The following is a 22,054-nucleotide window of genomic DNA, read 5'->3' as shown; positions in this document are numbered from 1 at the left end:
CTTGCTAAAAGATATTGTACATTCAGTAAGGTAATGTGTCTATAATAATTTGTACCCAAAATTAATCAGACAAACCAATTTGCCCGCCGTAAACTTTATAAAAGCATAAAGGGTCAATCCCCCGGCCAGCGGCATTAATGAATACAGAAGAGCCAATAACTCCGTTATTAATATAACTTTATCAATATAATTTTTTGCAGCTTGACTTAAGGCCGGCAGTTTTGTACGCTATAAATATATTTATTCCCATAAAGTATAGAGAGTACTTTTATACAATTCACAAAATACTGAATTGTACAGCGGAAGTATGGAGGAGAAAATGGATTTTTTATTGTTCGTTCTAAAATCAATCGTACTTGGTATAGTCGAAGGAATTACCGAGTTCCTGCCCATTTCATCGACAGGACATCTGAGGATATTTGAAAGTCTCATGCATTTTGAGAGTACAACTCCGCACTATGTTGATATGTATACATACGTTATACAGCTGGGAGCAATACTTGCCGTAGTACTTCTTTACTGGAAAAAAATCAAGGATACCATTATAAATTTCTTCCCAAGTAAAGTTGGATATGAAAAATCAGGCTTCAAGTTTTGGTTCATGATTGTAATAGCATGCGTTCCGGGAGCTATTTTAGGTATATTGTTCAACGATCTCGCAGATAAATATCTTTCAGGTTCCATAATTGTAGCCGTTGTACTTTTCCTTGGAGCCATCTGGATGATATATGCGGAAAATAAATTCCGCAACAACAATCTGACAAAACAGAAACTCAGCGTTACACCAAAGCAGGCTTTAATTATAGGTCTCTTCCAATGTCTCGCAATAATTCCGGGCATGTCCCGTTCAGCCTCAACAATAATCGGAGGTTGGGTTTCAGGGCTTTCAACCGTGGTTGCGGCCGAGTTTTCCTTCTTTCTGGCAATACCCGTCATGTTTGGAATGAGCTTTTTGAAAATATTTAAGCTGGGCGGTTTTAATCTACTGTCCGGAACCGAAATCACAGCCCTGATTGTGGGCTTCATTGTGTCCTTTATAGTGGCGGTGGCCGTTATAAGCAAGTTCATATCCTACCTCAAGAGAAAGCCTATGAAGGGATTCGCCTATTACAGAATGATTTTTGCCGTAATTGTGATTGTTGCAGGTTTACTTAAGATTTTTTAACGTTTGCTAATTAGTTTATATTTTGCTTTATCTCAGTATTTTTTTATGTAAAAAAAAGGAATACCCTGATTTGTCAAGATACTTCTTATACAAATAATTGTAAACTTATTCTCAACATTTGGAATTAAGAACGGGTGTCATAATAAGTCATATATTGTATAATAAGATATATTTATATCAGGGAGGAAATTTAATGAAGAGTATAAAGCAAAAATTAATACTATATTTTTCTACTTTCATGGCTCTATTTTTTGTATTATTGTGCGTAGTTAATTATGTAAGCGTTTCAAACCTGTTAATGGATTCCTCTGAAGCCCAGTTAGTCACGAGAGCAAAGGATACTTCAAGGCTTGTAGACTCGTTCGTTGATGCTCAAATCAGAGAAATGGCGACACTTGCCGCTGTTATGGACACTTCGGATCCTGCTGCACCTGAAAAATTGAAACAGGAAGCTCAAAGACTCAAATACAATATGATTTTTATCAGCGACCTTAAGGGTACAGCTGTTTTACCCGACGGAAAGACAATCGATATAAGCGGTCAGGATTGTTTCCAGAAAGCCCTGAAGGGTGTGGCAAACATTTCAAATCCCATGAAGAGCTTTATAGAAGGAGAGGAAACAAAACTGATCCTGCTGGTTGCAGTTCCCATCACAGTTGACGGTAAAACAACAAGTGTTCTCCTCGGCCAGCTGAGCGGAGATTTCCTGTCCTCCTTCTCAAATCAGAGCATATTTGATAAAACCGGATATTCAATGCTGGTTGATGAAAGGGGAACCATTATTTCCCATATTGAAAGCAGTTATGTATTTAACGCCTTCAACCCCATAGAAGATTCGAAAAAAAATAATGCCTCAAAGGAATTTGCAGGTATTGTGACAAAAGCCATTAAAAAAGCTACCGGCGTCCATAGATTTGAATTTAATAAAGAAGTGAGATATGCGGCATTTGCTCCAATAGAGAGAACCGACTGGTTCGTCATTTCCAGCGAACGTGAAAGTGAGATTTTTGCCGCACTTAACGGCTATAAGGTATTTACCCTGGTAGCCGGTGTCATTATAATTTTCCTGATTCTTCTGATAACATTTGCAGTGGGCAATTCCATTTCAAAGCCTATCATTCAGGTAACTTCCTATGCCGAACTTGTCGGTGAGCTGAATGTCAAAGAGGATCTGCCTCAGAAGCTTTTAAAACAGAAGGATGAAATAGGAGTACTCAGCAAGTCCTTTCAGTCCCTTATTGAAAACCTGAGATATTTTATAAACAAGGTCAGCATCTCGGCAGAGGACGTAAAAATGTCCTCAGACAAGCTAAGTGATATTACCGATCAAACGGCACGCGTCTCTGAGGAAACCGCAAGAGTCATAGAAGAGATTTCCAGAGGTGCAAATGAACAGTCGGAGATGACCCAGAACGGAGCAGACATGATCATAAATCTGGGCAGGATTCTTGAGAAAGACATTGCTCTTTTGAGTGAACTGAATGAGTCTTCGGATAATGTGGTATCACTTGTTAATAACGGGCTTGAAGAAGTAAGGGAATTAACTGAAAAAACCAGGCAAAGCGACCTTGCAACCAAACAAATTTTCGAAGGCATCATAAAAACAAACGAAAGCTCGGCAAAGATCGGTAAAGCAAGCGCCGTAATCGCTTCAATAGCTGAACAGACAAACCTGCTTGCCCTGAATGCCGCAATTGAAGCTGCCAGAGCAGGAGAGCACGGCAAAGGCTTCTCGGTGGTTGCCGATGAGATCAGAAAGCTTGCCGAACAATCCAGCACTTCAACCAAGCAAATCGATCTTGTCGTAAAAGAATTGCAGGAAAATTCAAATGAAGCCGTACAGACAATGCAGCAGGTTATGCAAATAATCGAAGAACAGCAGCACAGTGTGGAAGCCACCGATATCAAGTACAGAAGCATTGCCGATGCCATTTCGGTTTCGGTGGACAGGATTTCCAATCTGAATACCTTGAGCAGCGAAATGGAACAGAATAAAATAGATATCCTGGATATAATGCAAAATCTGGCTGCCATAGCCGAACAAAATGCTGCCAGCACCCAGGAGGTTTCGGCTTCTGTGGAAGAGCAGACAGCATCCATTGAAGAAATCTCCAATTCCAGTGAGAAGTTAAAGGAATTGGTTGACGAATTAAAGCTATTGGTGGCTAAATTCAAAATAAGTTAACCATTGGATAAGTGAATATAAATAAGTGATATAAAGGAGTAAATTAAAAGTGCGATCTCCTATAGCGGGTTCGCACTTTTAATTTAACATTATAAATAATATATAATATACAATATATAATTAACAAGCCGTAAGGCCTTTATATTCGAACCAGTCGAAATCGGCATGATTTGTACTGGCTCTGCCATTGCTTGAGGCGTACATTCCAATATATGCCCCCACAAAACCGCCGGCAACATCGGTACTTAAAAGTCTTCCGTCCACATTTTCAGACAGTGCCTGCAAAGCATTTTCATCTGCTCCGCAATAGAAGCTGTAATCCTGTCCCAATGCCGAAACCTTAAGGTATAAATGCCTGCCTTCAAATTCTTTCCGGGCAATAATTGTTTCATTTCCGTCAAAGCAGCAGATAAGCTGCACAATATTTTTCCCTCCGGATAACGTACGCTCCATTCGCAGATTATAATTGTTATTTTGCAATAGAGCAATACCGGCAGTTTCACCCTCACCGGCAGGAATAAACTCCATTTTTGCTGCAGCAGAGAAAGCCATGTGCTGTTGTCGCCGGCCAATAAAGCTGGGATTTGACTGTTCAGTTATCCTGGCTGCCCTCAGCCTCAGTCTCAAGTATCCGGGCCTCTCCGACAGGCTCCAGAAACGCTCCCTGGGAGTCCGTAACATATTCCATATAAATCCCAGCTCCAAACCATCAAAATCATCTCTTTCGGGGCTTGTATTCTTATCCCCTCCCGGAAGTGCAGGTTTGCCGTACTGGAACTCAATGCGTCCTGTCCCGGGGCTCACTATGGGCCACCCGTCTTCCCAGACAACCGGTACAAGAAATGTCTCTCTTCCCAGATTTCTATAATACCCTCCATATGGGCGGGAGGCTAAAGCTGCCATCCACCATTCCCCGCTTTGGGTTTCAACCAGGTCGGCATGACCGGTATTTGCTATTGGATAAGACCTTCCCAGGTGCCTGTGGGTGAGAATGGGATTGCCGGGATTACCGTAATATGGGCCTGTAAGTCTTTCACTTCTTGCTATGGTAACAGAATGGTGATAATCGGTGCCTCCCTCTGCTATCATTAAATAGTACGTCCCGTTGATCCTGTATAAATGCGGCCCTTCAGGCCATACGGCATTTTTGAGGGCGCCCTTCCACAATCCGTATCTGGGGCCCACCAGGGCCATACTTTTCAGTTCCAGCTCCCTTAACCATATTTCATTATCGCCGTAATACTGTCCGCCTTCGGGTGCTTCACTGGTACCGGTTACATAGGCCTTTCCGTCATCATCAAAAAACAGTGACGGGTCTATCCCGGGTGCATCCTGCAGCCAAAAAGGCTCCGACCACGGACCTGAAGGATTTTCTGCCGTTACAATAAAATTCCCGCCCTTTCCCACATTTGTGCATATGACATAAAAAACCCCGTTGTGATACCTTATCGTCGGAGCAAATATCCCCTCTGACTGCCGGAGATTATCCAGATTTAACTGGGATTCTCTGTCCAATACATGGCCCAGCTGTTCCCAGTTAACAAGATCCCTGCTGCGAAATATGGGTATTCCGGGAAAATAGGTAAAGCTCGAGGTGACAAGATAATACTCCTCATCAACACGGCATATTGAAGGATCCGGGTAAAATCCGGATAAAATGGGATTGTTAAAGCTCGTTATTTGATCATTTGTTTTCATTCAATTCATCCCCGCTATTTTGTATTTTAAACGGATGCAAAATCAGTGCACTTTTCAGAAAACCTTTATGTATAAAGGAAGTACAATGGATATGATACCATTGCACTTCCTTTTAAACAAGTCAGACAGGCATATTAAGTATTATAGGATATACTATTTCTTGCCGTTGGCTGCAGCCCACTCATCAATCTGTTTTTGTTTTTCAGCAATCAACTTATCCACCCCTGCCGCTTTCAAGGCGGAAATAAATTTCGGATATACACTGTCTATATCTACAGAGCCTGATTCCAAGGACTGAACATACTGTTTTACCACGTTTGAAATTGCAGCCTGTTCGGTTTTAACCGGCTCACTGTTGAAGGAGAAGCCCGAAATTTTTGATTCAACCGCATCCTTGTTGAAATCCTTCAATTTCTGTGCCTTATCCGGATCTTCGTTTGTCCATGTATATTCAATTAACTGGTTGCCGAGCGTCCATTGCATTCCCACCATGGAATACCCTGTCGATGTTGCATTTAAGCCTGGAGCAAAGTCAACAACATTTTCACTCTTTTTTACATAGTGCTTATTTTCAATACCAAATGCAAATGTATTCATCAATTCCTTATCATTGTGCAGCAGTTCAATAAACATGAGAGCCCTGTCCTTATCCTCCGAGGTTCTTGAAATAGCCATCATCGAATTCTGCACCTCATTGCAGGAGGTATATGGCTTTACATCAGCCGGGAATGCAGTCTGTGTCAACGGGTAGCCATAGGACTGAGCAAGTTCGTTATCCTTTCCGGGCTTTAACACCTGTAACTCAAACAGGAACTTACCGCCCTTTTCATCAGGGGAGGTATCTGTTATGGTAGCTGCATTTTTGTTGATATATCCCTTTTGGAACCAATCACGTGCTATTTTTAATGCCTCTTTGTATTCGGGTTCCTCATATTGGTTATATACCTTGAAATCGGTGTTTCTTCTAAGTACGCCGGGGAGGTTGGAACCATCCACCATTTCAAAGGTATTTAATAAGAGTCCTACCGGTGTGCCATTTTTGTATACATAAAACGGGTAAATACCAGGTTCGCCTTCCTTCACCGTTTTCAGCATCGGTTCGATATCAGCCAGTGTTTTAAGTTTTGTCAAATCTAAATTGTATTTATCCACCAGCTCTTTTTTGGCTACCAATCCATAATAGGCGGCAAATTCTTTTTCAGTAGGAATTGCAAATAATTTTCCGTCAACTTTACAGGAATCCAGGAAACGGCCCACATTTGCTTTTGTCTGGGGTGCATCCCTGTCAAGCATTTCATCCGTGATTTCGGTAAACGCATTTTTTGCAACGTTTTGACTATATTGCATCCAATTGGCGGAGAAGCAAACATCAAACGGTTCACCTGATGCTATTGCAAGGTTCACCTTATCCTGATAGGAGTCAAAACCGTACATGTTGATCTTGATTGTAGCATTGATCTTTTGCTGAAGCTGTTTGTTTATTTCAGCAGTGACCAGTTCCAGATCATTTTGCGGTGAATTGGGTATATATGCTTTAATCTCATATGGTTCCAGCTTAAGTCCGGAAGAGTTTTCAGCTGCCGCATTTGAGCTGTCACCGGATGTGGAAGTCACTGTTGAAGCACCTTCTTTCGAATTGCCTGACCCGCAGCCTGCAAACAATGATAAGGTTAATGCCATGGCAAGCACAGCGTATAATGCTTTGGCAATTTTTCCAGTCAATCTTTTACTCATTTTTCATCCTCCATTAAATCGTATTATTTATACTAACCGGTTGTAAGCCGTACGCTCTTACACCGGGATTAGCCCTTGACCGCACCCACTGTCAATCCCTTGATGAAATATTTCTGAAAGAAAGGATAGGCAAACAATATAGGTCCCATACCAATAACGCACATAGCCATCCTCACCGACTCGGTGGGTATCGTGTCCATAACCGAACCGCCCATCTGTGACTTATTCTGGCTTATATATTGAATTGTCCTCAAAATCCTGTTCATCAGATATTGAAGATTAACTTTTTTATCATCCACAATAAATATCAGGCTGAGCCACCAGTCATTCCAGTAGGTTAATGTGGAAAACAATCCTATTGTGGCAAACACGGGCTTTGCCAGAGGAATTACAATCTGGACAAAAATCCTGATTTCAGAGGCACCGTCTATTTTTGCAGATTCAATAATTGAACTTGGAATGTTGTTTGAGAAATAAGTTCTCATTACCAGAAGATTAAAGGCATTGATCAGGTAGGGTATTATCAGCACCCATATGGTATCCTTCAGGTGCAAATACCTGCTGTACAATATGTACCAGGGTACCAGCCCTCCGCTGAAAAGCATTGTGAAATATACATAGAAGGAAAAAAAGTTTTTATATTTAAAATCCTTCCTGGATATGGGATAGGCGTACATGGCCGTCATAATCAGACTCAGGATAGTTCCCGCTATAGTAACAAATATTGTTATTCCATAGGCTCTGATTATTTGAGAAGGATCCTGAAAAATAAATTTATAGGCGCTGACCGACAGTTCTTTCGGAAAAAGACTGTACCCGAATTGTTCCAGAGCCTTTTCATCTGTAAATGAAATCATAACAACCAGAATAATGGGAATCAAACAAATTACAGAGTATATACTGAAAAATGTATTTATTATTGCATTGCTCATTTTGGAGCTCTCGTTGAGACTGACTTTATTTTGATAAGCATTTCGCATTGTATCCTCCTCCTTTCTAATAAAGTTTGTTTTCAGGACTTATTTTCCCCACAACCCAATTGGCAAGGGATACTATTATAAACCCTATTAACGACTGGTACAGGCCCGCAGCCGAAGCCATTCCGATATCATTGCTGATCAGCAGTCCCCTGTACACATATGTGTCAATTACGTCGGTGGTCTGATAAAGCATTCCAGCGTCCTGCGTCACCTGGTAAAACAGTCCGAAATCGGCCCTGAATATACTTCCTATGGATATCAGAGTGGTTATTATCATAAGCGGGGTCAGGAGCGGTATTGTAATGCTCTTGATCTGCTGCCAGCGTTTTGCTCCATCAATTGCCGCCGCTTCATACAGTTCCTCATCAATACCGGTCAAACCGGCAAGATAAAGCACTACTCCGTACCCTATATACTTCCAGACCCAGACGACGGGAAGTATAATGATCCAGGCATTTGGAGAGCTGTACCAGTCCATTGCCTCCACTCCCAGGGCCGGCAATACAAATTTGTTTACAAAACCATTCTCCGGTTTTAACATTGCATATACCAGATATGCTACAACTATCATGGATAGAAAATATGGCAGAAAAACTATGGTTTGATATGTTTTTGATAGAAACTTCTGTTTTACCTCATTAAGTGCTATGGCAAAGGTTACGCCTATTACCAGACCTAAAAATATGAATAATGCATTATACCCCAGGGTGTTTCTTGTTATCCTGAAGGCAGCATCAGATTTAAATAAAAACTCGAAATTTTTGAAACCTATCCAGTCACTCTTTAATATACCTTTTGCATAATCCAAATCCTTAAATGCAATTATTGTTCCCAGCATAGGTATATAATTGTTAATCAATAGAAATAAAAAAGTAGGCAGCATCAATAAAAATAATGACTTGTTTTTATTGACCTCATGAAGGAATCCCCGACCTTTTTTTTCCGGCTTGGAAGCAATAGCTGAAGCCGCAACCGTATTTTGCATATAAAACTCTCCTTTTAAGCATGAATTAAACTGTAATTATGTTAATTTATTTGCACGCTTATAATTATAGTTAAATATGAAAAACGTTTGAATAAAAATATCAACGATTTAGTACACTTTTCAATGGATTCCTGGGATCGAAATCAGTGATTTTCCTTTTCTCCTGAGGTATATATACGCCTCCGGGAAGTGAATTCAGCTGTTCGTTAAGATATGAAGTTTCCTTGTATAAGGCTTCTTCCACCGGCTTTTCACCGTTTAGTACCGAAGCATACGTTTTAAATCTCGACCATTCGTTCACACCTGCAGGGCTGGTCTGGTAGTGTGAGTCGGCTTTGGACGGGATGAATTGTGTATATATCTGAAGCTCGGGAGTATAAGCGGGATTATTGATTATATTATCCATGCCGGGTATGAGGTTGCAGCTCCTGTAAAGCTCCCCGATACACTTTTCGGAATACAGGTATTTCCACAGCTTTACAGCGCCGGTCATGTTTTTTGCCGCCGAATTGACAGCGTACATATTTGTGTCGCGCACGATGACAGCACCTTTTCCTATACGCTGCCCGTCATATGCTATGGGCATGGCAATACCGATTTCAATATCGGGATTGGCCCTGAGCTCCCCGATTTCCGAACTTGATGCGTACATCATTGCCAGGTTGCCCTCCATGAACTGGGTTACGATATTGCTTTGCCTTAATTCCGTCATTCCGGGCAGCAGGCAGTTTTCTTCCTTTAATTGCAGTATACATTTCAACCAGGGTGCATAATTGTTTAAATTGTATTCTCCTTCTTTAAAGTCGTAATAATATAATCCGCTGTATGTGCCGGCGGCTTCAATAGCCTCGACAAAACCTGCATTCTCTTCGGCCGCAGGTATTGCAAAGGAATATTTCTTATCACTTAAGCTGTAGTTGGCAATCTTTTGGGAATAGCGGACAAATTCCTCAAGCGTTTTCGGAGGAGCTTCAGGATCCAGGCCTACTTCCCGGAACAATGCTTTGTTGTACAAAAGCCTCTGGGTTATAACTCCGGAAGAAATACTGTAAACACGGTCCTTAACAGCCCTGCTTTGAGACAGCCGGAGACTGTTTTCAGGAAATCTGTCCAAAAAGCCGGCATCAATGGATTCCGACAGATCGGCCAGCCAGTCATATCTTGCATATGTATCAACCCATTGATTGTCTATGAAAAAAACATCCGGACCTTTTTCCGATGCCATTAACATGTTGAGGGTTTCATTGTATTTATCATCGGATATTTTTTGAAATTCAACAATATTATTATTTTCCCTGTTAAAGGAATTTACCAGATCCTCCATGATTTGTGCCGAGGCATTGGCCGGATAGGCAAAAGTGATTTTCGGAGACGGTCCGGCGGACTGCTGTTTCGATTGACTGTAAAAGAAGCTGTCGGGGTTGTTCAGCATAAATAAGGCCGCTACGGTAAATACAACAGCACAAAATATCAATATTGAAACAGCTTTTCTGAATTTTTTTATCATTGCGGTGTTTTCCTCTAAATTTTTGAAATGATTATTAATATTTATTAAATTGATTGTCCACATTTTTTTCTATATAATAATAAGATATTAGTTCTCTATTTAATATAATATCACATCCATACGGGGAATTAAAATTATGATAATTAACACATTAAAATCCAAATTTCTGCTTAACAGCCTGTATAATGTAAGCATACGCACCCGACTTCTCATATACTTTCTCCTGTTGGTCCTGCTGCCTACGGGTATAATTACCATAACCGCCTATAACATTTCATCCAGAATCATTACCCAAAGAATTAACACCTCACTGGAAAATGATATGAATACCGTGGAAGCCAATATCATAAAAGAGTTTCAAACAATTGACGACCTGTCCTCTTACATTTATTTAAACCCTAATCTGACATATATTTTATCTGATACACCAGATTCGATTAAAGCACAGATATTTCCAAAATCCAGTGCTGATATTATAAGTGAGCTGTCAATATTAAATAAAGTTCTGGAAAATTATGATTTTTCCAATTTAAACACCACCAATATCACTCCTAAAATATATATGCGTGACAAACCCGAATATAATTCATATAGCTTTTCCGACAAGGTTTTTGATTTGGGAAGGATAGATACCCAGCAATGGTATCTATCCCTCCCCTATCGTTTCAAATACAGTGTGGTGGGCCTGAATAAGATAAAAGAGGATTCCGGGCATAAATACACCATACTGCTGGCTAAAAAGCTATATGCATTAAAAGATATTAATATTTCCTATGCCGGGCTCCTCACCATAGATATAGGTCTTGATGATTTCAATGCCATACTGGAAAACATAAAACCGACGCCTGACAGCGTTACATATGTTATAGACAATAACCGGAACATTAATATCTGCTCGGACAGCTCGGCTTTAGGCAAAAATATAAATGATATCATTCCGGCATTTTCCTCCGTTGACTTGCTCAATGAAAAATATGGCTCCTTCAATAGTTCCATAAATAATGAGGCTTATTTTATTGCACATAAAAAAATAGAGTCCATAGGCTGGTCAATAATAAATATATCTCCCCGGAACAAGCTTTATGGAATACTGGATACCTTTAAGGCAGTCATGTATATGGGGTTTTTTATATTTTTCATAATAGGAATATTAATGTCATTATTTCTGTCGGAGAATATTGCCTATCCTATAAGGAGACTTGCCAAATCCATGAACAATGTTCAGAACGGCAACTTTGACAATACCCTTGATTATAAAAGGAATGATGAGTTTTCTTACCTTGTGGATACATATAATTTAATGATAAGGAAGATAAAGGAATTAATTGACAAACTCTACGTCAGTGAGTTAAATAAAAAAGAGGCAGAGCTGAAATCCCTGCAGGCCCAGATAAATCCTCATTTCCTGTACAACACCCTGGACTCCGTCAACTGGCTTGCCATCAGAAACAACGTACCCGATATCAGTAAAATGGTTACGTCACTTTCAGATTTTTTCAGATACAGTTTGAGCAAAGGCAGGAATATAATCAGTATTGCAGATGAACTTAACCAGGTCAACAGTTACTTATCAATACAGCAGATCAGATTTAAGGACAAACTAGATTTCAGTTTTGATATTTCCCATGAGGTGAGGAACTATTTAACCATCAAATTAATATTGCAGCCAATAGTCGAAAACTCAATTATTCATGGTATAGAAAAAACCGGATTAAAAGGAAATATAATTATCAAAGCCGATAAGAAGGAGGATTTAATTGTCATATCCGTTATAGATAACGGAGCCGGAGCCGATATTGAGGAACTGAATGCCTTACTTGAGGAAACCACAAGGCCCTCCAAATCCTATGGAATAAAAAATGTAAATGACAGGATCAAGCACACCTTTGGCCCTGATTATGGTATACAATTCATAAAAAATGAGGGTCCGGGCCTGACGGTAACAATCACTTTTCCTGCTACAAACAGCCTGGATCAAAAATAAGTGCAATAATTTTTTGGGAGGGATACATAATGTTAAAAATGATCATTGCTGATGACGAATACCTTGTAAGAGATAGTTTAATGAACATAATTCCCTGGAATAATTATGGGATAGAAGTGATTGCAGGAGCGGTCAACGGCCAGGAAACCTACGATATGTGTATGAGCCTCAAACCTGATATTCTCCTTACAGATATCAGGATGCCCATAATGGACGGGCTTGAGGTGGCGATGAAATTAAAGGAGGAAGGCAGTCCCGCAAAGGTTTTACTGATCAGCGGGATCCAGGACTTCAGCTATGCCAAAACCGCGCTGGACGTCGATGCTGAAGGCTATATCCTAAAGCCCATCAAGCTGGACGAACTGGAAGCCACAATTCATAAGATAGTCAACCGCATTAAACTGGAGAGAAATACCCAGACAAAAATTCATGAGCTAAGGGAACAGCTGCGTGAAAACAGTTCCTTCGCCAGGGAGAAATTCCTCAGAAACCTTATAAAAGGTATATTTAAAGATGAGGAGGAGATTATCAACAAGGTCAGTTATTTTGATCTGCCCTTTAAATCCGGCAATTTATATATTGTTGCAACCTGCCAGATCGACAGGACAAATACAGACACCTGGGATTCATCAGAAGAAAACAAGCAGCTTCTGAGCTTTGCCATATCCAATATAATTACCGAAATGTTAGACAATTACAAAGCAGGAATAAGTTTTTGCTCGGATGAAAATACTTTTATAATAATATTCAATCAAATGTCCCAGAATATCAATAAATGCCCAGAAATTTGTGAGGAGATTATTTCATGCGTCAATAAATCTCTTGAAACCTCTCTTTCTATCGGTATTGGCAGATATGTCAACAAGCTTGCCCAGTTGAATTTATCCTATAAGGACTCCATGTCTGCCTTACAGTTTAAGTTTTATACAGGGCAGAATTCAATTTTGGATATAGATGATATCAACTGTATAACCGATGTGGAACAAGTTGGCGGAATACCTGAAAGCCTGGACACCCACAGTGTTGAAAATGAGCTGTCAAACTATATCAAGCTGGGTAATAAGGAACTTGCCCTGCAAATACTTGACGATGTTTTTGACAATATTTTGGGGTTCAACAATGTTGCAATATCCTATGTTCAAAGTTTATGCGTTGAACTGATTTTCATTATTTCCGGCTCCTCCTCCCAGCTTGACGACAATATAACAGATTTGGCGGGCTCCAGGACTGAGACAATTAATCGGATTTACTCAATGTCAACTATTTATGAGCTTAAAGAATATTTGCAAAACTTAATTATAAAGGTTACCGAACATTTTTCCTCCAAATATATTCAAAAAAATACAAACATAATCAATAAGGTCAAGGATATAATCCAAAGGCATTATCCTGAAGATATCAATGTATCCAGGATTGCCGGAGAGGTTTATATGTCTCCGAATTATATAGGGTTGATTTTCAAGCAGGAGACCGGCAAAAGCATAACGGAATATATTACACAGACCCGTATGGAAGCCGCCAAGGAGCTGCTGAAAAATTCCAGTTCAAAGATTCTGGAAATTGCAGAATTGGTTGGATATGACAACCCCCAGTACTTCAGCACAATTTTTAAAAAGTATTACGGGGTCCATCCCAACCAATTCAGGACAATGCATTCAGGGTAGAATCCTGTCTCCTCCTGTCTTTATCCGTTACTCCCCGGCCGTAGTATCTTTACCGAATTTGGCTCTTGCACTTTCGGCCTGGGGATCATGGGTGATGTTTTTTGAGGGAAAAGCTCCGTCTTCCCTTTTGTCTTTGGTTTTTTTGCTTCTTTTATCCGTAGGCATATTTATCTCCGTTTCTCAGATGTTTTTTCTGAACATTATTTTTTAACAATCTTTAATAATTAATATGTTATCTCAAAAAATTAATATTCATATAATAACCCGGATAATCAAGCTTGACTGGGTACCATTTGTATCGTAAAATCATAATATAATAATATATTAATTAATTTGGGAGGTCTGTCCATGAGTATAAAGGTTATCATTGTCGGTGGTGTTGCCGGCGGAGCAAGTGCCGCAGCCAGGTTGAGGAGGCTGGATGAAAATTCTGAGATTATCCTCATAGAAAAGGGTGAACATATATCCTTTGCGAATTGCGGTCTTCCCTATTACATAGGCGAAGTCATCAAGGAAAAAGAAAAACTTTTGGTTCAAACCCCGGAAAAAATGAAGGAACGTTTTAATATAGATGTCAGAGTTTGTTCCGAGGTTAAAAGTATAAACACAGAAAACAAAAGCGTTGAAATATTTGATAAACTACAGAACAAAACCTATATTGAATCATATGATAAATTAATACTGTCGCCCGGCGCCGAACCTGTCAGGCCTGGCCTGCCGGGAATCGAAGCAAAGAGGATCTTTACCCTCCGGAACATACCCGACACATATAGGATCAAGGACTTTGTAGAAAAAGCTTCACCAAAAAGGGCGGTAATTGTAGGCGCCGGCTTCATAGGCCTTGAAGTGGCGGAAAACCTTCATTTGCAGGGTATCAATGTCACTGTTGTGGAGCTTGCCGACCATGTCATAGGGCCCCTGGACTTTGAGATGGCCGCAATTGTTCATCAGCATCTGAAGGCAAAGGGAGTCGAGCTTTATCTGAAGGAAGCTGTCCAGGCCTTTGAGGAAGACGATACTTCCATACGGGTCAAACTGTCGGGCGGCAGAACATTAAGAGCGGATATGGTAATACTGGGAATAGGGGTCAGACCCGAAACCGGGCTGGCAGTGGGAGCCGGGCTGAAAATAGGTCAAACGGGCGGCATATGCGTGAATGAGTATCTCCAGACCTCCAACCCGGATATCTACGCGGTGGGAGATGCAATAGAGGTACAGGATTTTGTAAGCCGGAACCCGGCATTGATCCCGCTTGCAGGTCCCGCCAACAAGCAGGGGCGGATTGCGGCAAACAATATATGCGGGCTGAAGGAAAAGTACTCGGGCACCCAGGGAACTTCAATCGTCAAGATATTTGATCTTACGGTAGCTGTTTCAGGAGACAACGAGAGGGTATTAAAGCGCAGCGGCACCGCTTATGAGAAATCCATCACGCATACGGCCTCACATGCAAGCTATTATCCCGGTGCCATTCCAATGTCGGTAAAAGTGCTTTTCAGCAATGACAGCGGAAAACTCCTGGGTGCGCAAATCGTAGGGTATGACGGTGTGGACAAAAGAATGGATGTACTGGCAACAGCCATGCGTGCGGGCATGACGGTTTCGGATCTGGAAACCCTTGAGCTGGCGTATGCGCCTCCCTATTCCTCCGCAAAAGATCCTGTAAACATAGCAGGCTACACCTCCAATAATATCCTGAAAAAAGATTCCTATGTATTTCATTGGGATGAGGTGGCAGGAATTGACACAGGCAGGGATATCCTGCTGGATGTGCGGGAAGAGGAAGAAGCCCTGCTCGGGACTATCGAAGGCGCAATAAACATTCCCCTTGACCGGCTCAGGAGCAGAATCCATGAGCTACCAAAGGACAGAACCATATATATATTCTGCCAGGTGGGCCTGAGAGGATATCTTGCCGTCAGAATCCTATTGCAGCTGGGTTTTAAAAATGTTAAAAATTTGAGCGGAGGTTACAAAACATATCATATGGCTTCAATCAAGCAATCCAATGAAGATATATTCAGTAATGACAACAATGCCGCTGCAGCCGGTTACTCTGCTGAAAACGAGGTGGCGGCAAGTACCGGAGGAACAGGAACTCCCCTGCAAACTGCCTGCCGGCCCGAAGAGGCAAAGGTCAGGCTTCAGCTGGATGCTTGCGGACTGCAATGTCCGGGGCCTATCATGACGGTCTATAATGCCATGAAGGATCTGGACTATGATGAAATCCTTGAAGTCAGGGCAACTGACCCGGCTTTCCAGGAGGATATCGGCACCTGGTGCAAAACCACCGGCAACAGACTGCTGGGAGTAAATTATGACAAAAATGTATTCACCGCAAGAATAAAAAAAGAAATAAAAAAGGAAAATAATCCTGCAGAAAAGAAAAATAACAAATCGATGATTGTATTCAGCAACGACCTGGACAAGGCAATTGCATCCTTTATTATCGCAAACGGAGCTGCCGCCATGGGTAGAAAGGTAACCATGTTTTTTACCTTCTGGGGACTGAATATTTTAAGAAGGCCCGGCGGTCCGGGTGTAAAAAAAGACTTTATTTCCAGGATGTTTGGTGTTATGATGCCTAAGGGATCAAAAAAATTATCCCTGTCAAAAATGAATATGGCAGGCATGGGACCAAAGATGATACGGTACCTTATGAACAAAAAGGATGTCTTTTCCCTGGAAGTCCTGATAGACCAGGCTAAACAGAACGGTATCGAGTTTGTTGCCTGCAATATGTCAATGGACATAATGGGTATAAAAAAAGAGGAGCTCATTGACGGCGTCACCATAGGAGGCGTGGCATCCTTCCTTGGCTCGGCTGAGGAATCCGATATGAGCTTATTTATATGATTGGTTACAGCATTGGAAAAAAGTTACCTGCAAGGAGGTTTCCCCATTGATCGATTTGAAAATATATGAAAAAAAAGCTGATAAAATTAAAGCAATAGCACACCCTCACAGGCTCTGCATCATAAAGGGCCTGATGGAGGGAGGCTGTAATGTAACCAGGATACAGGAATGTCTCGGCCTCCCCCAGTCAACGGTTTCACAGCACCTTGCAAAGCTCAAGTCGGCCGGAATAATAGCCGGAGTGCGCAACGGCCTGGAAATCTGCTACAGAGTGGTGGACGAAGACGTCATCAATATGGTTAAAATTCTTTTAAAGGAGGAAATTGAGGATATTAAGGAAAATAAATAACGAATTATTTTTCCCTTTTCTCTTTCTCAATTTTTCTCCAATGATATATGAAGGCGGGCAGCGCCACGACAACTACAGACGTGGATTTTGCCACAGCTTTGCCTCTTAGGGTTCGCTGGTTCTGCTCATTTCTTCTCTGACTCTCCTCATAGGCCTTTTTTTCCTCTTCGGTCTGCCCGGTTTTATCTATTGGGGCGGTGTCATAATAATAGTTGGTAGGGAAAATCAGGTCGGTCAAATTCTGAATTGTAAAAATCAGCCCTATAAGTATCAGCATCAGTGACACAAAGCTTACCAGATATAAATATATATTCCTGAGTTTAAACATAGTTTACCTCTGCAGGAAATTGGATGGAACTGCCCGAAAACCTGCTCCGGCAATTCCCATCAATTTCCTGATCAAAATTTTTAATATGCTTTAATATACTATTGAATTGACTTTAACTCATGTTCTGTCAAATGATCCACAAAAAGACCCTTCAGTTCCTCTTCTGCCGAACAGCTTCTCTGGTAATACCAGTACTTTACATCAGCCTCAATCTGGTCATCCGTTCCCTCCGGCTTTTTAGGATAAACGGCAATCAGTGCTTTTGTTTCCCTATCCCTTAAACCGACTTTCTCAAATCTCTCGAATTTACCCATATAAGTACCATCTACCTTTCCGGCTCACCAAATATGATACGACGCACATACCGTGAGCCGGATATGGCGTGTTCCTATGAAAAATACTTTCCTGGACAAAAACAAAGGTGGCAAAGCCACTTTGTTTGCGCATGTGCCTTTCCTAGCTGTAATAATCTTTTAATTTATCATTAGCCAAGGAAAATCTGGCACGCGCATAAATTAATAGTTTTTTATTGTCTGGGAAATGTTTTGCATTTACCTTGCAATGTTTATTATTAGGGGCCTTACCGCTAATTTCATCAAAAACTTTATACTTTCCTGGACAATAAAAATCGGGTATATAAATATATATACCCAATTATCAAAATATCTTTCGTTTTAATTTTCATTTCGTTTTGATTTTTATTTCATTTCGATTTTTATTTCATGTTAAATTTATTCTCTGGAAATTTCCCAGAGATACAGCGACGCCACCGTCCCGTAAGGAGAGTATCTTTTTGCATACCTGTCAAACTGTTCTTTTGTCAACGTTTTCAATCCATACAATTTCATCATTCCCCGCTGGATTGCCAGATCTCCCCAGCTGACCACATCGGGTCTTTCCATTGAAAATATCAAAAGCATTTCGGCAGTCCATTTCCCTATTCCGTTAAGGGAGGACAGACAGGAAATCACCCCCGCATCCTCACTCCTTTGAAGCAGTTCAAGGTCAATTCTTCCGTCCAGTACCGCCTGACCGATACCTTTGATATACTGTACCTTCCGGTGTGACAATCCACACTGCTGTATCCGGTCGGCAGGTATTTCGGCTATGGTTCCGGGTGTTATTTCACCGAGCTTCCCGGTCACCCTGTTCCAGACCGTTTCAGCAGCTTTGGCAGATATCTGCTGTCCTACTATACTGTTTACAAGCGCAGTGAACAGATCTGGTATCACTTCGCGTTCAATCCTGCCTATTCTGTCAATTGCCGCACAAAGCTTTTTATCTTTTTTTCTGAGGTAATCAATTTCCTTTTGTCCGTAATTAAATATCCGCATGTTTTTGTTCAATCTCCAAAAGCTGCTGTTTGGTTTCAAGGCCCCCTCTGTAGCCTGTAAGCTTCCCGTTCGAGCCTATAACCCTGTGGCAGGGTATAAAAAGAGGTATGGGATTTCGGTTGTTGGCCAGTCCCACTGCCCTTGAAGCCTTTGGGTTGCCTGCTGCCGCCGCTACCTCCCCATAGCTTCTTGTCTCTCCGAAAGGAATCTCACACAGACATTGCCACACATTTTTCATGAAATCGGTACCCTTGGGTGCCAGAGGCAGGGAAAAAATCTTCCGCCTGCCGGAAAAATATTCTTCCAGCTGCTGCCGGGCCTCCTTTATAATACCTGTCTCCCTGATTGCGTATTCCCCTCCCCTGAAGGTCACCGTACCTGTATCTTTTGTAACCGGTAAATCAATTCCCGGCAATTCCCCTTCAAAAAAAATATTTGTTATATGCTCATCTTTTTCTGCAATTCCGATGCGACCGATTGCAGTGCTGTAAATAAATATGTTTTTCATTTGACCAACCTTTCCATCAATGTCCGCCATTACTTCTTACACTGAAAATATCACAATATCGAAGTTAATTCAACATACCCGGACCATTTATTTTTCAGCGGGTTGTTTTTAGCCCATACTGATGATAGGATAATATTGTTACTGCAATTCATAAACTGCGGAAATGGTGATGAACATGGAAAAACAGGATTCTTCAAAAAGAACCTATGAATCAATAATCGACTCTATAAAAACCGATCTGATCACCGGAAAACTTTCCTCCGGGGACAAGCTGCCGCCTGAAAGGGATCTGGCCAGACAGTTTGGAGTAAGCCGTACATCAATAAGAGAGGCCTTGCGGACCCTTGAAATACTGGGTGTAATTGAAAGCATTCAGGGCTCTGGAAACTTTATTACGGGAAATTACACAAAGAGTCTCACAGAATCAATGTCAATGATGTTCCTGCTGCAGCAGTTCAACAGCCTTCAGATAAGTGAATTGAGAGAAGCCCTTGAGACAAAGGCAGCTCTTCTGGCTGTTGAAAACATAACGGATGAACAAATAAAAAGGCTTGAGGAAATAGTCGGAGAAATGGCTGTAACAGAGGACGAGAACAAAAACGTGGCACTGGACAGCGAGCTCCATTACACAATCGCCGCCGCCTCACACAACAGCATTATCATACAGATACTCAAAATTCTGGAGGAACTGATAAACATATATATCAAGGACAGGCGCAAGGAAATTCTATCCAACAGGGACAATGTATCCAGGCTCCAGAATATTCATGAAAAAATTGTCCATTCCTTAAAGGCCAGAGACTCAAAAGCCACTCATGAAGCCATCATGCAGCATTTTGACATCATTGCCCAATACATTAAGCACAATTGACCCTCAGGTATATTTGACCTCATTGAGGTCTTTTTTTATTCCAGATATATGCAGGTAAAATTAAAATAAATAGTTAAATAAATAACTATTGTTTACACAGCTTTAGTGATATTGTAATATAAAGATACAAATTGGTACGACCAATATGTGTAACATGCACAAACACTTGAATTCAGCTGTTTATTTTTTTAATCAAATTGGTCATACCAATTTACAGCACTTCTTTATGCTAAATGCTCAAGCTAAAACCAATGCTAACCAATACTGATTTTCAAAGGAGAGAAGCCATGAATATCGCTGTTTTATTTGTATTAGCTCTTTTACCCATAATGTGGCTTATTGTTTCACTGGGTGTACTTAAGTGGCCGGGTTATAAGGCATGTCCCATCGCCTTTGGACTGACGGCGGCTCTTGCAGTATTTGTATGGAAACTCAATCTGCTGGACACTCTTACCGCAGGTCTGGAAGGTGTGGCTCTGGCAGTATGGCCAATAACCCTTGTTATCATAGCGGCAGTATTTACTTACAATCTGTCTCTCCATACCGGAGGCATGGATGTAATTAAAAGAATGATAACAGGTGTCACCACCGATAAAAGAATACTGATCCTTATTCTGGCCTGGGGCTTCGGCGGTTTTCTCGAAGCCATAGCAGGCTTCGGAACAGCAGTTGCCATACCGGCCGGAATTCTGGTCGCACTGGGTTTCAATCCTCTTTTTGCCGCAGTGATCTGTCTCATATCCAACACAACTCCCACTGCCTTCGGTGCCATCGGTATCCCGGTAGTTACCCTGGCCAAGGTAACCGGCCTGGATGTATCGCAGCTGTCCTATGCCGTGGGAATTCAGCTTTTGCCGCTGGTAATGCTGCTTCCCTTCGCACTTGTAATGCTTACAGGCAAATCCTTTAAAGCCGTTAAAGGAATCTTCGGCATCACACTGGTATCGGGTATTTCCTTCGCAGTACCCCAGCTCCTCATAGCAAAATACCTCGGACCCGAGCTTCCAGCAGTCGTAGGTGCGGTTTGTTCAATGATATGTACTGTAATAGCTGCCAAACTTTTTAAAGGCAAGGCTCCTGTACCGAAAGAATATCAGATACAAACGGCTGGAGCAGCAAAGCAGGAAAAGATAACACTAAAACAGGGCTTGATGGCCTGGCTGCCATTCATACTGGTATTCCTCTTCATACTGTGCTCTTCAACACTGATCCCTCCGGTAAACGAGGCTTTGTCGGCAGTTAAGACCTCGGTTCAAATCTTTACCGGCGAGGGAGCAAAACCTTATACCTTCTCCTGGCTGGCAGCACCCGGAACGCTGATTATTATAGCAACCTATATCGGCGGTATGATACAGGGAGTAAAGTTCAAAACAATAACAGGTATACTTTTAAAAACGGTTAAACAGTTGATTAAATCCACCATTACAATAGTCTCCATCATTGCCCTGGCCAAAGTAATGGGTTACAGCGGAATGATAAACTCCATAGCCACAGTGCTGGTTATGATCACAGGTTCGTTCTATCCGCTGGTGGCGCCCCTTATAGGAGCCCTGGGAACCTTTGTAACAGGCAGTGATACCTCGGCAAATGTATTGTTCGGCAATCTCCAGTCCGAGGCTGCAAAGGCAGCCGGAGCAAATCCGTACTGGATAGCTGCCATAAATACAGGCGGAGCTACGGCAGGAAAAATGATCTCTCCCCAGAGCATCGCCATAGCGGTTGCAGCTACAGGCCTGGCCGGCAGCGAGGGTAAGATTCTCGGAAGCACCATAAAGGTTTGCGCGGTATATGTAGTTATTTTAGGATTAATCAGCTATTTCTGCAGTTCATTATTCGGTTTCTAGCAGTTTATTCGCCTTATTGCGGATGAGGAGTGAACAAATTTCATTACAGTTTTGTGGCCGCT

General features: G+C 41.5%; 18 protein-coding genes. 8 read left to right on the top strand and 10 right to left on the bottom strand.

The window, feature by feature from the left end; translation table 11 throughout:
- Window positions 1–319 precede the first annotated feature (319 nt).
- Window positions 320–1,165 carry an undecaprenyl-diphosphate phosphatase gene (locus tag CTER_RS18165; RefSeq protein ID WP_004627929.1) on the top strand — a complete coding sequence of 282 codons (846 nt, stop codon included), beginning with the start codon at window positions 320–322 and terminating at the stop codon, window positions 1,163–1,165.
- A 193-nt stretch (window positions 1,166–1,358) separates the two neighbouring features.
- Window positions 1,359–3,350, top strand: a complete 1,992-nt coding sequence (locus CTER_RS18160) for a methyl-accepting chemotaxis protein (protein ID WP_004627888.1) — start codon at window positions 1,359–1,361, stop codon at window positions 3,348–3,350.
- A 120-nt stretch (window positions 3,351–3,470) separates the two neighbouring features.
- Here the strand turns inward: CTER_RS18160 and CTER_RS18155 are convergent, their stop codons facing one another.
- From CTER_RS18155 to CTER_RS18135, 5 genes are all read right to left on the bottom strand, one after another.
- Window positions 3,471–5,048 (bottom strand): glycoside hydrolase family 43 protein, encoded by a 1,578-nt coding sequence (locus CTER_RS18155; protein ID WP_004627910.1) that lies wholly within the window; start codon window positions 5,046–5,048, stop codon window positions 3,471–3,473.
- Between the two features lie 153 nt (window positions 5,049–5,201).
- Window positions 5,202–6,782, bottom strand: a complete 1,581-nt coding sequence (locus CTER_RS18150) for an ABC transporter substrate-binding protein (protein ID WP_004627902.1) — start codon at window positions 6,780–6,782, stop codon at window positions 5,202–5,204.
- 68 nt (window positions 6,783–6,850) lie between these two features.
- On the bottom strand, window positions 6,851–7,762 hold the full coding sequence (locus tag CTER_RS18145) for a carbohydrate ABC transporter permease (protein ID WP_004627993.1): 912 nt from the start codon (window positions 7,760–7,762) through the stop codon (window positions 6,851–6,853).
- A gap of 16 nt (window positions 7,763–7,778) precedes the next feature.
- Window positions 7,779–8,747, bottom strand: a complete 969-nt coding sequence (locus tag CTER_RS18140; RefSeq protein ID WP_004628012.1) for an ABC transporter permease — start codon at window positions 8,745–8,747, stop codon at window positions 7,779–7,781.
- Between the two features lie 100 nt (window positions 8,748–8,847).
- A complete protein-coding gene (locus CTER_RS18135; RefSeq protein ID WP_004627927.1) occupies window positions 8,848–10,254 on the bottom strand; it encodes an ABC transporter substrate-binding protein in 1,407 nt (468 codons plus the stop codon).
- Between the two features lie 136 nt (window positions 10,255–10,390).
- On the opposite strand from CTER_RS18135, the gene CTER_RS18130 reads away from it, so the two are divergent.
- Window positions 10,391–12,238: a sensor histidine kinase gene (locus tag CTER_RS18130; protein ID WP_004627903.1), complete on the top strand. Its 1,848-nt coding sequence runs from the start codon at window positions 10,391–10,393 to the stop codon at window positions 12,236–12,238.
- A 29-nt stretch (window positions 12,239–12,267) separates the two neighbouring features.
- Window positions 12,268–13,902: a response regulator gene (locus CTER_RS18125; RefSeq protein ID WP_004627991.1), complete on the top strand. Its 1,635-nt coding sequence runs from the start codon at window positions 12,268–12,270 to the stop codon at window positions 13,900–13,902.
- Between the two features lie 27 nt (window positions 13,903–13,929).
- Here CTER_RS18125 and CTER_RS28380 read toward each other — a convergent pair whose 3' ends face one another.
- Window positions 13,930–14,067 (bottom strand): CPC_1213 family protein, encoded by a 138-nt coding sequence (locus tag CTER_RS28380; protein WP_004627949.1) that lies wholly within the window; start codon window positions 14,065–14,067, stop codon window positions 13,930–13,932.
- Between the two features lie 183 nt (window positions 14,068–14,250).
- Here CTER_RS28380 and CTER_RS18120 point away from each other — a divergent pair, with 183 nt between their 5' ends.
- Window positions 14,251–16,758, top strand: a complete 2,508-nt coding sequence (locus CTER_RS18120; protein ID WP_004627886.1) for a CoA-disulfide reductase — start codon at window positions 14,251–14,253, stop codon at window positions 16,756–16,758.
- Between the two features lie 46 nt (window positions 16,759–16,804).
- The gene (locus CTER_RS18115) at window positions 16,805–17,107 is read left to right on the top strand and encodes an ArsR/SmtB family transcription factor (protein ID WP_004627895.1); all 303 of its coding nucleotides are present in this window, start codon (window positions 16,805–16,807) and stop codon (window positions 17,105–17,107) included.
- Window positions 17,108–17,111: 4 nt separating this feature from the next.
- Here the strand turns inward: CTER_RS18115 and CTER_RS18110 are convergent, their stop codons facing one another.
- From CTER_RS18110 to CTER_RS18095, 4 genes are all read right to left on the bottom strand, one after another.
- Window positions 17,112–17,435: a hypothetical protein gene (locus CTER_RS18110; RefSeq protein WP_004628010.1), complete on the bottom strand. Its 324-nt coding sequence runs from the start codon at window positions 17,433–17,435 to the stop codon at window positions 17,112–17,114.
- A gap of 98 nt (window positions 17,436–17,533) precedes the next feature.
- Window positions 17,534–17,749 (bottom strand): hypothetical protein, encoded by a 216-nt coding sequence (locus CTER_RS18105; protein WP_004627995.1) that lies wholly within the window; start codon window positions 17,747–17,749, stop codon window positions 17,534–17,536.
- Window positions 17,750–18,166: 417 nt separating this feature from the next.
- Window positions 18,167–18,769, bottom strand: coding sequence for a DNA-3-methyladenine glycosylase family protein (locus tag CTER_RS18100; RefSeq protein ID WP_040761557.1), 603 nt, complete (start codon window positions 18,767–18,769; stop codon window positions 18,167–18,169).
- A complete protein-coding gene (locus CTER_RS18095) occupies window positions 18,756–19,277 on the bottom strand; it encodes a methylated-DNA--[protein]-cysteine S-methyltransferase (protein ID WP_004627998.1) in 522 nt (173 codons plus the stop codon). Before CTER_RS18095 ends, CTER_RS18100 begins: the two co-directional genes overlap by 14 nt.
- A 175-nt stretch (window positions 19,278–19,452) precedes the next feature.
- On the opposite strand from CTER_RS18095, the gene CTER_RS18090 reads away from it, so the two are divergent.
- Both CTER_RS18090 and CTER_RS18085 read left to right on the top strand, forming a co-directional pair.
- On the top strand, window positions 19,453–20,148 hold the full coding sequence (locus CTER_RS18090; protein WP_027631162.1) for a FadR/GntR family transcriptional regulator: 696 nt from the start codon (window positions 19,453–19,455) through the stop codon (window positions 20,146–20,148).
- Window positions 20,149–20,435: 287 nt separating this feature from the next.
- On the top strand, window positions 20,436–21,992 hold the full coding sequence (locus CTER_RS18085) for an L-lactate permease (RefSeq protein WP_004627952.1): 1,557 nt from the start codon (window positions 20,436–20,438) through the stop codon (window positions 21,990–21,992).
- Window positions 21,993–22,054 lie beyond the last annotated feature (62 nt).

Origin of the sequence: Ruminiclostridium cellobioparum subsp. termitidis CT1112, assembly GCF_000350485.1 — a bacterium.
GTDB classification, from domain to species: Bacteria; Bacillota; Clostridia; order Acetivibrionales; family DSM-1351; genus Ruminiclostridium; species Ruminiclostridium termitidis.
This window is presented reverse-complemented; position numbering and strand designations above follow the sequence as displayed.

Bases quoted from the DNA above. Each gene is read 5' to 3' on its own strand.
- CTER_RS18110 (WP_004628010.1), bottom strand. From the start codon at position 17,435: ATGTTTAAACTCAGGAATATATATTTATATCTGGTAAGCTTTGTGTCA.
- CTER_RS18125 (WP_004627991.1), top strand. From the start codon at position 12,268: ATGTTAAAAATGATCATTGCTGATGACGAATACCTTGTAAGAGATAGT.
- CTER_RS18165 (WP_004627929.1), top strand. From the start codon at position 320: ATGGATTTTTTATTGTTCGTTCTAAAATCAATCGTACTTGGTATAGTC.
- CTER_RS18085 (WP_004627952.1), top strand. From the start codon at position 20,436: ATGAATATCGCTGTTTTATTTGTATTAGCTCTTTTACCCATAATGTGG.
- CTER_RS28380 (WP_004627949.1), bottom strand. From the start codon at position 14,067: ATGCCTACGGATAAAAGAAGCAAAAAAACCAAAGACAAAAGGGAAGAC.
- CTER_RS18140 (WP_004628012.1), bottom strand. From the start codon at position 8,747: ATGCAAAATACGGTTGCGGCTTCAGCTATTGCTTCCAAGCCGGAAAAA.
- CTER_RS18100 (WP_040761557.1), bottom strand. From the start codon at position 18,769: ATGCGGATATTTAATTACGGACAAAAGGAAATTGATTACCTCAGAAAA.
- CTER_RS18090 (WP_027631162.1), top strand. From the start codon at position 19,453: ATGGAAAAACAGGATTCTTCAAAAAGAACCTATGAATCAATAATCGAC.
- CTER_RS18145 (WP_004627993.1), bottom strand. From the start codon at position 7,762: ATGCGAAATGCTTATCAAAATAAAGTCAGTCTCAACGAGAGCTCCAAA.
- CTER_RS18105 (WP_004627995.1), bottom strand. From the start codon at position 17,749: ATGGGTAAATTCGAGAGATTTGAGAAAGTCGGTTTAAGGGATAGGGAA.
- CTER_RS18135 (WP_004627927.1), bottom strand. From the start codon at position 10,254: ATGATAAAAAAATTCAGAAAAGCTGTTTCAATATTGATATTTTGTGCT.
- CTER_RS18155 (WP_004627910.1), bottom strand. From the start codon at position 5,048: ATGAAAACAAATGATCAAATAACGAGCTTTAACAATCCCATTTTATCC.
- CTER_RS18095 (WP_004627998.1), bottom strand. From the start codon at position 19,277: ATGAAAAACATATTTATTTACAGCACTGCAATCGGTCGCATCGGAATT.
- CTER_RS18130 (WP_004627903.1), top strand. From the start codon at position 10,391: ATGATAATTAACACATTAAAATCCAAATTTCTGCTTAACAGCCTGTAT.
- CTER_RS18120 (WP_004627886.1), top strand. From the start codon at position 14,251: ATGAGTATAAAGGTTATCATTGTCGGTGGTGTTGCCGGCGGAGCAAGT.
- CTER_RS18150 (WP_004627902.1), bottom strand. From the start codon at position 6,782: ATGAGTAAAAGATTGACTGGAAAAATTGCCAAAGCATTATACGCTGTG.
- CTER_RS18160 (WP_004627888.1), top strand. From the start codon at position 1,359: ATGAAGAGTATAAAGCAAAAATTAATACTATATTTTTCTACTTTCATG.